Below are 12,906 nucleotides of genomic sequence, written 5' to 3'. Positions count from 1 at the left end.
GGGTACTGGCCAGGGGCTGGCGACGGAATGGGGCGGGTGGACGCAATACGAGAAGGCCCGCGCCGGGGACGCGGGCCTTCGAGTCGGCTGTGCCGGGCGGACTGGTGTCGGATTACTGCTGCGGGGGCGGCTGGTGGTGGCCCGGGTAGGGCTGGCCCGGTGGCTGCTGCGCGTACGGCTGGCCCTGCTGGGGCGCGCCCTGCTGGGGGTGGCCGCCTTGCTGGGGGTGGCCGCCTTGCTGGGGGTGGCCGCCCTGCTGGTAGGGACCCTGCTGGTAGGGGCCCGGCTGGGGGTAGTGGCCCGGCTGGCCGGGGGCGGGCTGGCCCGGCATCGGCTGTCCGCCCGGGGCGGGCTGGCCCTGGTACTGGCCGGGCTGGCCCTGGTACTGGCCGCCGGGCATGGGCGGGGCGGCGACGGGCGGGGGGTTGCCGTCGGAGGTCCACAGGCCGTGGGCCTGCTGGTGGCGGACGAAGTCCTCGGCGACCATGGCCGCGAGGTTGAAGTACGCCTCCCGCACCTTGGGCCGCATCATGTCGAGGTCGACCTCGGCGCCCGCGGCGAGGTGCTCGTCGAAGGGGACGACGACCACGCCTCGGCAGCGCGTCTCGAAGTGGGACACGATGTCCTCGACCTTGATCATCTTGCCGGTCTCGCGGACCCCGGAGATGACCGTGAGGGAGCGCGAGACGAGGTCGGCGTACCCGTGCGCGGACAGCCAGTCCAGCGTCGTGCTGGCGCTGGAGGCGCCGTCCACGGACGGAGTGGAGATGATGATGAGCTGGTCGGCGAGGTCCAGTACACCGCGCATGGCGCTGTAGAGCAGACCCGTGCCGGAGTCGGTGAGGATGATCGGGTACTGCTTGCCGAGCACGTCGATCGCGCGCCGGTAGTCCTCGTCGTTGAACGTGGTCGAGACGGCCGGGTCGACGTCGTTGGCGATGATCTCCAGACCGGAGGCGGCCTGTGAGGTGAACCTCCGGATGTCCATGTAGGAGTTGAGGTACGGGATCGCCTGGACGAGGTCGCGGATGGTGGCGCCGGTCTCGCGGCGCACGCGGCGGCCGAGCGTGCCGGCGTCCGGGTTGGCGTCGATCGCGAGGATCTTGTCCTGGCGCTCACTGGCGAGGGTCGAGCCGAGGGCGGTGGTCGTGGTCGTCTTGCCGACGCCGCCCTTGAGGCTGATGACGGCGATGCGGTAGCAGGAGAGCACCGGGGTGCGGATCAGCTCCAGCTTCCGCAGCCGCTCGGCCTCCTCCTTCTTGCCGCCCAGCTTGAACCGCGAACCGCCGGCCGCGGGACGGCTGCTCTTCGCCTTCTGCTTCTTGTTGTTGAGCAGCCGGTCGGAGGACAGCTCGACGGCGGCGGTGTAACCGAGCGGCGCGGCACCGGGGTTGGTGGGCTGCCGCTGATCGTGCTGCACGGCCTGCGGCCAGGCGGCACCGGTACGGGGGTCCACGGGCTGCTGCGCGGGGACGGCGGGGTGTCCGGCCGCGCCGGCCTGGCCGGGGTGTGGCTGGCCCTGCTGGGCGGGCTGGCCTTGATGGGCGGGCTGCTGCGGGAAGCCGTAGCCGCCGGCCTGGGGGTTGGGCTGGGGCGTGGTCTGCGGGTTGGGCTGGTTGGGCTGGTTGGGCTGGGGGAAGCCGTAGCCGCCCTGGGGGCCGGGCCCGGCGTGCGGGTGAGGGCCGCCGGGGGCGCCGCCGGGCTGTGGGAAGCCGTAGCCGGAGGCGTCGGGCGCCGGGGCGGGCTGCTGAGCGTGCGGCTGCTGGACGGGAGGCTGCTGCTGCGCGGGCGCCTGGGCGGGTGCGCCGGGCTGGGGGAAGCCGTAGCCGCCCTGAGGGCCGGGACCACCCTGCGACTCGGCGCCACCGGGAACGCCACTGGGGCCGGGCTGCGGGAAGCCGTAGCCGGGCTGCGGAGCGGCGGCAGGAGCCGTCGGCGGCGCGGCGGGCGGGTTGTGCCATGCGGCGGGGGCGGGCTGGGGAGCCTGCGGCTGGAAGGGAGGCTGCCCCTGCGGAGGCACGCCGGGCTGCTGGCCCTGCTGCGTCTGCTGGCCTTCGTGGGCGGGCTGCTGCGGGAAGCCGTAACCGCCGGCCTGCGGGGCTTGCGGTGCCTGCGGCTGTGCGGGCCACTGGTTGGCGGGCGCGGGCGCGGCGGGCTGGTACGAGGGCGGCAGAGGCGGCACGGCACCCTGCGCGGGCGGAACGGGCGCCGGAGGGACGGCGTCCTGGGGTTCGTCGTTGCGGGCGGCGACCGGCTCCTCGTCGGGAGACGGGTGGGACGCGGAGTCGGCGTCGTTCTCCGGAGCGTCGGGGGAGGGGCCGTCGTTGGCGGCACTCTCGGAGTCCGGCCCCTCGTCGCCCTCGGTGTCGTGCTCCGTGTCGCGCTCGGCGTCACTGGCGGCGCCGGACGACGAGTCGCTGCCGAAGACGGCACCGAGCGGGGCGTCGTCCTCCTGCGGGGTCAGATTGCCGGGGGCGTCGCTGTCGACGCCGTCGCTCTCACTCTCACTGTCACTGTCGCTGGAGTCCGCGGGGCCGGGCTCGTCGTCGGCGGAGTCCCCGTCGGCGGCCCTGGCGTCGGCGGCAACGGCCGCGCCACCCTCACTACCGCTCTCGCTCCCGACCGCCTGAATCCGCGCCTCGACCTCGGCGGCGCGCTCGGCGATCTCCCGCTTCAGGTCGCCGGCGGAGAACCGCATGGTGGCACCGCTCTCAAGGTCGCCGCTACCGGAACCATCGGGGGCAGAGGCAGAGGCAGAGGCAGGGCCGGGGCCGGGGTCGGGGACAGAGGCGGGAGACGGGCCATCGGGAGACTCGGGGAAGGCCGAGGCGCCCGGGCCACCGGGACCACCGGGGCCACCGTGACCGGCGCCGCCGGCCCAGGGCTCGGCGGTCGGCGCCTGCGGCTCGAACCCGCTCCCGGCCGGAATCCCGGGCACCGCGACGGGCCCGCCCACAGGCGGCGGGGGCGGCGAGTAGGCGGGCGTGTAAGGAGCGCCGGGCGACGGGGCGCCGGGGGACGGAACGCCGGGCGACGGAGCGCCGTGAGGCGCAGGAGCGACGGGCGGCACGGACGGCGTGCCCGGGGCACCCTCGGCCACGCCGGTGCCGGCCTGCGGCGGCGGCGTCGGACCGGCCGGCGGACCCACGGGCTCGTCGGGCGCGGGCGGGGCAGGGGGAGACGCGGGCGTGACGGAGGGCGACGCGGGGGAGGACGTGGCCGATCCCCCGGAGGCGTTCTGCGTGTACCAGGCGGGTGGGGCGTAGTCGATGGTGAACTCGCCGGTCGCCTCCACGGCCGATTCCACGTCGGGCTGGTCATCGCCGGGTGTTGCCCAGCCCCCGCGGTTCCCGTCCCGATCGCTGCTCACAGTTCCTCCTGGTGTGGTCGAGCACCCTCATGCCGTGCCGGGGCGACCTGGCTCGTGGTCCGCGTCACTCGAGTCGTCCGAAGCCGAATGACGTCGTACGAAGCTGTACGCCTTCACCCGAGGTCGTCCGATGTACTGGCTCCCCCTGGGACGCCGACGCCGGGTCCACGGGTTCAGACGTCGCGCCCGATCCCAGCCTAATCATCCGGGCCCCACCCCTGTCAGGCCCGCCCGCCCTCACTCTCCGACCCCTACCCCCACAACTCGGGCGAAAGGGACGCTCCTTCCTGATGTGGGGGCGCACACATCCGACGTCCGCTCCGGGGGATGCGTCAATCCATGCGCCGGGGCGTACCCAACAGGCCGATCTCGGCGTCCGTGGGACGCGTCAGCACGTACTGGCGGTCACGGCCCGCACACCACAACGTCATCCCGTCGACCAGCGTCGGCAGCGCCTCCATCTCCGCCCGGGACAGGGCCATGAGCCGCCCGAGCTCCGCCGCCTCGTCCGGTGAGACCCGCTGGATGCCCGTGAGCCGGGCCTGCCGCACCAGCCGGGGCGCGGCGGGACTGAGATAGGGCAGCAGCGTCAGCACGGACTGCCACGGTCCGGACACGACCCGCCCGCGTGGCGGCCGCATGCCGCAGTCACGCACCACCAGGACGGGCGTCCCCGCCGACGCGCCCTGTGGCGGCACACGACCCACGTCGTACACCGCCAGCCCGTTCTGACCGCCGCCCATCGCGTGCACCATCTGCACCCAGGACTGCGGGCGTCCGGTCTCCACGGCGACCCGTGCGCCCGTCGCGGCGGCTCGCAGGGCGATTACCTGGGCGGTCCACAGGCCGCCGATGAGGACCATGTCGTACGGGGTGGGCCGGTTGACACCGAGCACGGCGGGGTGCCCTTCGGAATCCACGCCGACGACAACCCCGTCGTCGCCGATGGGTACCGCCAGGTTGTCCAACTCCTGCGCGGGAAGTGTATGCCGGCCGTGCCGCGGGCCGATCAGCCCGAACCCGCTCAGGAACCGTCCACGCCGCGCGTCGGTGGACCGGGTGTCACCAGTGTCGTCGGGGACGACCGGGCCCCCGGTCCGCTGGGGTGTCGGGGACGTCACCGGGCACCTCCGAGTGGCAACGTGGCGAGGACTCCCGGCAGTTGCTCCCGGTCCAGCCGCGCGAGGGCGCCGCCGGACCGAATGGCCGCGTCCTCCAAGGCGCGGCGGGCGGCGACCAGTTCGTCGTCACCGCGTCCGGTCACCCGCAGATGCCCGGACAGCGACACCTCCTGCCCGTCCCCGCGGGACAGACTGAGGCTGAAGGTGGTGGCCAGAGCGGGCACCGAGGTCACGTTCGCCACGAACTGCGGCAGGGAGAGCCCTCGTTCACCGTCGAAGTGCGGCCAACGGCGAATCCAGTACGTGGTGTGCCGGCGGTTGTCGCAGCGCCAGTTGCGCGCCGACTCCTGAGTGCGCCGCTGTCGCTGCTCGGTGCGCCCCGCCTCCGCCGTCACCAGCGGGTTGGCGCACGCCGAGGTCGCCAGCGCGGCGATCAGCTCCTCCTCGCTCAGCACCGTCGTACCGAATCCGGCGCCCGTGAGTCTGCTCGCGAGGTGGTGGGCCGTACGCGCGACGCACTTCTGCGCCCCCACCAGCCCACCCCCGCGCGCGGCGACGGCCTCGGGGCACAACTCCGGATCCAGCTTCAGCGCGACCCAGGTGATACGCACCGAGGGGGCGCCCGTCTGCTCCTGCAGCGGCGTGTAATTGGCGACCGCGACCGACTGCTGCGGCAGGTGCAGCGCAGGGGCCGGCTGGGTGTGCAGCACGATCTGGGCCGACTCCAGGCGGATGCCGTCTACTTCGAGGGCGTCGCGCACGATGCCCAGCGGCAACGGCTGCCGGCTCCGCTCAGCACGCAGGGCCGTGACGTCCGCCTCGACCTGGACGACTGCCGTGACGAACGTGCCGTCCCCGACGATCCCCACGGGGCGCCGATCACGTACCCCGTAGGAGTAGGTGCGCAGCGCCGGCTCGCACTCCAGCGCCGGTACCAGGCCCGGCTCCGTCCCTGCCGGGATCTCCATGGCCGCAGCGCGTTTCTGCCTGCTCCGCAGGGCTCTTGTGGTGGCGACCCATTCCGGCAGCGACCGGCCGCGACGTCGCACGAAGGCAAGCAGCACCAGAGCGACGGCGACGACACCCGCCGGAATGAGGGCCACCGGATCGATCACCCAGCCGACGAGTAGAGCGGCGGCGGCGAGTTCCACAAGAACGACTCGTTGCAGCCGGAACGACCTGCCCTGCCCCGGGCGGGCCTTCAACTGCCGGGCACCGGACACGGCAGCCACCCCTTCGGGTGACTGTGCCGGCCGGCCACGATCTGCTCCCGGCGCCGGGGAGCCCTGGGCCCGCACCCGGCCGCGTGCCCGCGCACGTGTCCCGGAAGCCATCACTGAGTCCCCCCGAATTGCTCGCAATCAGCTGGAATACCGGTCCGGCACAAGGCTCTTGAAGGTCCGTTCACCCTACCCGCTCCAAGTGTCCGCGCGATCACCAGGCATAGTAGGGGGCCGGTCTGACAGCACAGGGCGGGGGACGGAAAGCTCCCGGACCGACACGGGGAGAGACAGTCACTCATGGCATCACGGCGGGACGAGCTCAATGCCTACACGTTCGCGAAGCGACGCCTGTTGGCAGCGTTCCTCCAACCGTCGCCCTCGGGAACCGAGGAAGGCGCCCCCAGGCCGTTGCGGGCGGTCGTGCCGAGCATGATTGCCGGTGTCCTCACCCTGGCGGTCTTCGGGGCCTGGGGCATGTTCCAGCCGACGGCACCCAAAGGCTGGGACGAGCCCGGCACCCGGGTGATCGTGGGCAAGGACTCGACCACCCGCTACGTCGTGCTGAAGACGGACGGTGACACGCGTCTGCACCCCGTGCTGAACCTGGCCTCCGCCCGGCTGCTGATGAAGGACGCCAACTACGACGTCATCCAGGTCAGCGACGACATCCTGGACTCCGGAAAGCTGCCGCGCGGCCCCATTCTCGGTATCCCCTACGCGCCCGACAGACTTCCCTCGCCCAAGGACGCCGGCAAGGCAAAGCGCTGGGCCGTCTGCGAACAGCCCGGAGGCAAGGGCGACACCGTCCAAGAGGCGACGTTCGTCCTGGCCTCCGGGGAGGCGGCGAAGACGGAGGGGAACAACAGGCTGACGGCCGGCGAAGCGCTGTACGTGACGACACGCACGGGCGAGCGCTTCCTGGTCGACGCCAAGGGGACCTCGTACCCCGTCACCGGCAGTGAGGCCGACACGCTGACGGAAGCGCTCGTCGGCTCCCGCAAGCCGCAACTCGTCACGAAGGAGTGGCTCGCGACGCTCCACCCCGGTGATCCGATCCGCTTCCCACAACTGCCGTCCGGCATCGGCACCCCGGCCGGTGTGCCCGGCGCCCTGTCCGCGGAGGAGAACAAGGTCGGCATGGTCCTGAGGGCCGAGACCGGTGAGGGGACGCAGCACTTCGTCGTGCTGCCGGGCAAGGTCCAGCCGATCAGTGACTTCACCGCGTGGCTCCTGATCACCTCGCCGCAGACCGCACCCCTGAACATGGACGGCGAGGCGCGCACCGTCGGCCTCCAGGACTTCACCGCCGACCCCGCGCCCTTCCGCGGACAGTCCGCCAACTGGCCTCAGCAGCGCGTCAGTCAGGTCAATTCCGCGTCCGGAGGCGCCGGACGCGACACGGTGTGCAGCGTCCTGCGCCATGTGGACACGAAAGGTCGGACGACGCTCAGCGCCTGGGCCGGCACCGACTACCCCGCCGAGATCACGGCCGACGGCACGAGCACGTACACGACCCCGGGAACCGGCCTGCTCTACACCCAGATCCAAGGCTCCGACACGGATTCGGGCTCACTCTTCCTCGTGACCGACACCGGCCTGCGGTACGCCGTCCAGGCGAACGGCGACAGCGACGCGGACAAGTCCGACATCGGCACCGACGGGCAGGGCAAGACATCGGACGGCACCCCGGAACCGAGCGAGGCGCAGGTGAAGTTGGGTTACGAGAACGTCCGTCCGGCCAAAGTGCCCCTGGCCTGGTCCGAGTTCCTGGCCAAGGGACCCCGCCTCGACACCAACAGCGCCCGGCAGCCGCAGGGTTCGTAACCGCGACATGCCTGTGGGGCCCGCGTGAACCCCTGGCTCAGGTCGAAGGATCCCAGGACCGACATGGACAGGAACGACGTGCAACTGTCGCCGACGAAGACCTCCCTGCTGGCCGCGGCCGTCGCGTTGGCGGCGCTGAGCGCCTGTCCGCCCGCCCCGGCGGGTACCACCCAGACTTCGGGGGTTCGGGCGCAGGCACAGGCACCCACGCGCCCGAACGGCAACGGCCAGTGCACGTTCCCCAGCAAGCAGCACTTCAAAGCGCGCCCCTGGTCGCTCCAGCGGGTCCTGCTGGACGAGCTGTGGCAGGGCACCGAAAAGGGCAAGGGCGTACGGGTCGCCGTCATCGACACCGGCGTCGACGACAAGAACCCGCAGCTGTCGGGCGCGGTGGACAAGGCGGCGGGCCGCGACCTGCTCAGCAAGGGCAAGGGAGGCGACCCCACGAACGATGAGGTCGGGCACGGGACCAAGGTCGCCGGCATCATCGCGGCCCGCCCCGCGAAGGAGACCGGGTTCGTGGGCCTCGCACCCAACTCGGTCATCATCCCGATCCGCCAGAACGACGCGGACAGCAGCGGCGACTCGGACACGATGGCCACGGCCATCAGGCACGCCGTCGCCCAGCGCGCCGACGTCATCAACATCTCCCAGGACACCACCAAGCCGCTGTCGGCGACCTCCGCTCTGGCCCGGGCGGTACGCGAGGCCATCGCGCGGGACGTCGTCGTCGTGGCCTCCGCAGGCAACGACGGACTGGACGGCAAGGACAGGAAGACCTATCCGGCCGCCTTCGAAGGCGTCCTGGCCGTGGCCTCCTCCGACCGGAACAACGAACGAGCCCCGTTCTCGCAGGCCGGCGACCACATCGGAGTGGCGGCCCCGGGCGTTGACATGGTCTCCACGGTCCCCGGCGGGGGCCAGTGCACGGACAGCGGCACCAGCTTCTCGGCCCCGTTCGTCGCCGGCGTCGCCGCGCTGCTGAAGGAGAAGCACCCCGACTGGACTCCCGCCCAGATCGTGACGCAGATCGAGCAGACCGCCGAGCGGTCCGTCAACGGCCGGGACAAATACGTCGGTTGGGGGGTGGTCGACCCCGTCCGTGCCGTGCAGGACTCCGACGTCGCCGACCCGCCATCGTCGCCTACGCCCGACCCGGGACCCGAGCGGGCCAAGGCACCCGACGTCGCGCCCTTCTCACTCGCGGAAACCCCCGCGGAACGCGACGAGCGCTATGCCACGTACGCCCTCGGCATCGTCACGGTCCTGGTCACGATCACCGCAGGCACCGCCATCGTCATGCGCGACCTCCGTCGCCGCAAGGGAAAGGATCTCCGAGCGTGAGTTTCGGTCCGCCTCCGTCGATATACACGCAGTCCGCGCTGTCGGCGGAGCAGACGAAGAGGAAACGCCGTAGACAGATACTCGTCGGTGTCCTCGCCGCCGTAGTGGCTCTCGCGGTGGCTTTGGGCGGCTGGCTGCTGTGGCCGGTCGAAAACGGCGGCGGTGAGAAGAAGCCGACCGTCGCGCGGCAGGCCCCGGACGAGGTACGGCACCTGGTGGAGAAGCCGCCGGTCACCGCCGAGGGCATCTACACGACGGAGGTGTCCGAGACGGTCAAGGGCAAGGGGCCCTTGTACACGCCCGGCACCTGGATCACCGAGAAGCTGGTCGCCAAGGGCATCGCCAACCATCTGTTCGGATTCGGGTTCAAGAGTGGGGACGGAGAGCCCGACTGGACCTTGGACTTGGGCGGACACATCTGCGCCATCACGGACGACGTCACGGCTGACGGCCGTACCGCGGTCGTCATCCAGCCGTCGAAGCGCAAGGGCACGTCCGAGGACGGTGTCTGCGACCAGGTCGTGTTCGTCGACCTGAAGACCGGCAAGAAACTCTGGCAGAAGCCGATGCCATCGGCAGGGTTCGCCTACGTCACGAACGTCAACATCGCCCTGACGAAGGGCGTCGTGGCCGTGGCCTGGGGGCGCGGATCGGTGGCCTACGACATGACCGACGGCAAGCAGTTGTGGAACGGTACGACGACCTCCAAATGCGAGGACAGCGGCTACGCCGGTGGTCGGGTGCTGCTCGCACTCGTGACCTGCGGTGAGTTGCCGGACGTCACCTTTCGGGTGCAGAAACTCACCCCGCGCACGGGCAAGGTGGAGTGGACGTACAAGGTCGCGGCGGGCGTCAGCGCTGTCTACCTGCCGTCGTCCGACCCACCGGTGCTGGCCGTCGCGGCCGGGGACACCACGGTGACCGACCTCATCTCACTCGACCGCCGAGGCGAGCACCGCACCACCATCTCACTGTCGGGCTACGAGGCCAATTGCGGGGTCCGCCACTTCTCGCGAACCTTCTTCGGCACTGTGGACAAGTGCGAAACGCTGGTGGTCGGGCGCGACCAGGCCTTCGTGACGAGTAAGGAGCAGTTCGACGTCGACCAGCCGAAGAACTGGATCGTAGGGTTCGACCTCAAGACGGGCAGGACGACGAAAAAGTTCGACGGACGAGCCGCTCAGCAGGTCTTCCCCGTGCAGATGAGCGGCGACGACCTTCTCATCTTCCGGGAGGGCAGCCTGAACCCGGCCGCGCTGGTGAGCTGGAATCCCCGCACGGACAAGGAAACCCCGTACCTCTACTTCAACCTCCCCGAGGACGATTGGAGACTCCAAGATCCGGAGTACGCGGATGTACTCGTCGCCCACGGCCACATCATTTTCGCCATGCGCCAGGTCGAGAGGGACGACGAGTACCCCAAGGATTCCGTCACAGTGGCGGTGGGGTACAGCAGCGCGGGCCTGGGGCATTGAAGAAGGTCAGCGATGGGGTGGCGTACCGACGCGGACGCCACCCCTGTCTCTGGGCTCAGTCGTCGGCTTCGGCTTCCACTCCGCCGTTGTGAACCGTCGGTTCCAGGTCGAACTCCCCGTCCCGCGCGCCCAGTACGAAGGCTCGCCACTCCGCCTCCGTGTAGCGCAGAACGGTGTCGGGGTCGAGGGAGGATCGCATGGCCACGGCACCCTCCGGCAGGTAGGCGATCTCGACCCTTTCCTCGTGCTCCTCCGTCCCTGGCGCGCAGTGCCACTCGACACCGGAGATGTCGAGAGCGTAGAGCTCGTCCCGCTCTCGTTCCTTGCGGGCCTTGATCTCCTGATCCGATTCCTTGGCCTGGTCGGGCGCGTCAGCCATGGCGGAGCGGTCCTTTCACTACATCCGATCAATCTCCGCCAGCCTAGCTGTCCCAGAACTTCCCTTGTGACCCTTTGCAGTTGGAAGCGCCTGTCCAAGTGACTAGAGTGGTCCCCGGTATCACGCACGTGATACGGCACGGGGGCGGCGCGACGCTGCGAGACCGCGCGTCGCGCGGCAGCCGTAGCGTTCCTTGCCCGCCGGGACGGCTCGGACAGCCGTCCGAGGTGGTGACCCATCGCGGCGACGGCCATCGTCGCTTCAGGAGGAGGGCAGGAAACATGAGTGTCAATTACAGCAACGCTCAACTCATCCAGCTTGCCAACGACATCGGCAAGTTCCACCACAACGTGAGCGATCGAGTGGGGTCTCTCAACCGAGTCGTGGACATGATCCAGGCGGGGTGGCAGGGCGCGGCCGGCAAGGAGTTCGATGCTGTTCAGCAGGGTGTGAACCAGCATCTGCGCAAGCTTCAGGACAATCTCGTCGAACTCGAGAAGGTCATGCGCATGAGCGTGGACGGCTTCGACAGCGAGGAGCAGGCGCGCATTTCGGATATCCGCAAGGTGGACCACTCGTACGAGGTCAAGAGCCGGATCACCGACCTCGCCTGACGCAATACGACTCGCCACCTAGGAGAACCTGAGAATGAGCACCAGCGCCGATCGCACAGCCGTAAATTACGACACAGTCACCCAGGCCGCGCACGACGTGCGCAAGACGGCTGGAGACCTCGCCGATGGCCTCGAGGCCCTGATGCGCCGAGTCGCAGCCGTCGCCCAGGATTGGGACGGTGAGGCGAAGGTCGCCTACGGCGAGATCCAACGCACCAGCAGTGAAGAGATGGACATGATGTGCCAGAAGCTCGCGCGCATCGCCAAGCTGCTGGACGACTCCGTCGTGGGTTACCAGGACACTGACCATGACAACGCTGCGCGTTTCCGCATGCTCATGGGCTGATACCACGCCGTAGCGGTTGCCGGGGAGAGGGGATCAGTCCCTCTCCCCGACACTTTGCGTCCTTGGTCACGATGGCCGGGCACCGCGTTGCGTTCCGTAATCACCATGTGTGATCTTTAGGCCCATGCGTGCGAACGGGGGCAGCACGCCGGAGCCGAACGGCCCGGCGGGAGAAGAAGAACACGCGGACGACTTGGTGTCGGTCGTGCGCCGCGCCAAGAGGAACGAGGCGTCGCCACAGGATGTCTTCGAGGAGTTCCAGCGCGCCCGCGTCTATTGTGAACGCCCGGACCGGCCTGGCTTTTTGACGGTGCCCGCACCGAAGACCGACGGCGGAGACGCCGAGCCGCACCGCTCCCGCATCATGGACCTCCTGACGACAACACCCTCCGAGAACCCGAAACCCGCGGATCGACTGGTGCCGGTGTTCACGTCACTCGAGCAGTTCGCGCTCTTCACCGACGGTGGCCCCTGGTTCTCGACCACGGGCGCCGACGTTCTCAACCTCCTGCCACCCGGCCTCGACATATGGCTGGACCCGGCGGCGGACCATACCGTCCGGCTGGCCTCGGCCGCCACCAAGTCCGAGCCCGTACTGCACATCACGTACCGACCCCGGGGGAGTGCTTCGTGAGCGGCGGACAGGGATGGCTCATACCGCTCGGCGCGGACGGCGGAGAGTTCAAGTACGAAGTCCAGTTCCTTCAGTCGATCACCAAACCCTTGGGCGAGGCGACGAAGGCGGCACGGGACATCTCCGAGGAGCGCGCTAAGGCTGCCCTCAAGAACCTGGGGTTTGAGGAGAAGACGGGCGCGAGCGACGTCACCGAAGCTGTCAACGACTTCTTCGACGCGTGGTGCCACGGCCTCGGCTGCATAGCCGACGACGCAGACGTCATCGTTTCCGCGCTGACCGCCACGATCAACGACTTCCTGGTGGCCGAGACCAAGGCCAAGTACCAGGTGATGATGCTGGAACGGCAGAAGCAGTACGAGAAGGACCACCCCGTCTCCACCTGGCTGGAGGACCACGGCATCAGCGGCGAACAGCAGACGTTCCGCGGCCGTTTGAAGCCCACCGAGGGGAACGGCCAGGCGTCGGGCGAGGGACAGGACTAAGGGCTGTCCCGTAACGGCTGGCCACGGCTGAGATGATCTTGCGGTGTCTGGTGTGATCACGGCGTCGGAGTCGTCTTGGATAGCCCCGTTT

The 12,906-nt window shown here is 70.0% G+C and carries 11 protein-coding genes; 7 read left to right on the top strand and 4 right to left on the bottom strand.

The features are described from left to right. Positions 1–112: 112 nt before the first annotated feature. The 3 genes from ACZ7D7_RS27135 to eccE all read right to left on the bottom strand — a co-directional run bounded on the left by ACZ7D7_RS27135 (position 113) and on the right by eccE (position 5,825). Positions 113–3,370, bottom strand: a complete 3,258-nt coding sequence (locus ACZ7D7_RS27135; RefSeq protein ID WP_470827646.1) for an SCO5717 family growth-regulating ATPase — start codon at positions 3,368–3,370, stop codon at positions 113–115. A 332-nt stretch (positions 3,371–3,702) separates the two neighbouring features. After that, on the bottom strand, positions 3,703–4,398 hold the full coding sequence (locus ACZ7D7_RS27130) for a hypothetical protein (protein WP_470827913.1): 696 nt from the start codon (positions 4,396–4,398) through the stop codon (positions 3,703–3,705). Positions 4,399–4,487: 89 nt separating this feature from the next. Further along, positions 4,488–5,825: a type VII secretion protein EccE gene (eccE, locus tag ACZ7D7_RS27125; RefSeq protein WP_470827645.1), complete on the bottom strand. Its 1,338-nt coding sequence runs from the start codon at positions 5,823–5,825 to the stop codon at positions 4,488–4,490. A 186-nt stretch (positions 5,826–6,011) separates the two neighbouring features. Between eccE and eccB the strand changes: the two genes are divergently transcribed. The 3 genes from eccB to ACZ7D7_RS27110 all read left to right on the top strand — a co-directional run bounded on the left by eccB (position 6,012) and on the right by ACZ7D7_RS27110 (position 10,357). Further along, positions 6,012–7,538, top strand: coding sequence for a type VII secretion protein EccB (gene eccB, locus ACZ7D7_RS27120; protein ID WP_470827643.1), 1,527 nt, complete (start codon positions 6,012–6,014; stop codon positions 7,536–7,538). Positions 7,539–7,601: 63 nt separating this feature from the next. After that, on the top strand, positions 7,602–8,882 hold the full coding sequence (gene mycP, locus ACZ7D7_RS27115) for a type VII secretion-associated serine protease mycosin (RefSeq protein WP_470827642.1): 1,281 nt from the start codon (positions 7,602–7,604) through the stop codon (positions 8,880–8,882). After that, the gene (locus tag ACZ7D7_RS27110; RefSeq protein ID WP_470827641.1) at positions 8,879–10,357 is read left to right on the top strand and encodes an outer membrane protein assembly factor BamB family protein; all 1,479 of its coding nucleotides are present in this window, start codon (positions 8,879–8,881) and stop codon (positions 10,355–10,357) included. Before mycP ends, ACZ7D7_RS27110 begins: the two co-directional genes overlap by 4 nt. A 55-nt stretch (positions 10,358–10,412) precedes the next feature. On the opposite strand, the gene ACZ7D7_RS27105 is transcribed toward ACZ7D7_RS27110, so the two are convergent. Next, positions 10,413–10,736, bottom strand: coding sequence for a DUF397 domain-containing protein (locus ACZ7D7_RS27105; protein ID WP_470827640.1), 324 nt, complete (start codon positions 10,734–10,736; stop codon positions 10,413–10,415). Between the two features lie 281 nt (positions 10,737–11,017). On the opposite strand from ACZ7D7_RS27105, the gene ACZ7D7_RS27100 reads away from it, so the two are divergent. The 4 genes from ACZ7D7_RS27100 to ACZ7D7_RS27085 all read left to right on the top strand — a co-directional run bounded on the left by ACZ7D7_RS27100 (position 11,018) and on the right by ACZ7D7_RS27085 (position 12,815). Further along, positions 11,018–11,350, top strand: a complete 333-nt coding sequence (locus ACZ7D7_RS27100; RefSeq protein ID WP_470827638.1) for a WXG100 family type VII secretion target — start codon at positions 11,018–11,020, stop codon at positions 11,348–11,350. Between the two features lie 34 nt (positions 11,351–11,384). Continuing rightward, the gene (locus ACZ7D7_RS27095; RefSeq protein ID WP_470827636.1) at positions 11,385–11,696 is read left to right on the top strand and encodes a WXG100 family type VII secretion target; all 312 of its coding nucleotides are present in this window, start codon (positions 11,385–11,387) and stop codon (positions 11,694–11,696) included. Between the two features lie 205 nt (positions 11,697–11,901). Next, positions 11,902–12,330 carry an SseB family protein gene (locus tag ACZ7D7_RS27090; protein WP_470827635.1) on the top strand — a complete coding sequence of 143 codons (429 nt, stop codon included), beginning with the start codon at positions 11,902–11,904 and terminating at the stop codon, positions 12,328–12,330. Then, positions 12,327–12,815: a hypothetical protein gene (locus ACZ7D7_RS27085; RefSeq protein WP_470827634.1), complete on the top strand. Its 489-nt coding sequence runs from the start codon at positions 12,327–12,329 to the stop codon at positions 12,813–12,815. The genes ACZ7D7_RS27090 and ACZ7D7_RS27085 overlap by 4 nt, the downstream gene beginning before the upstream one ends. The last annotated feature ends 91 nt before the right edge of the window (positions 12,816–12,906 follow it).

It is taken from the genome of Streptomyces sp. NPDC037054, assembly GCF_055606745.1.
This window is presented reverse-complemented; position numbering and strand designations above follow the sequence as displayed.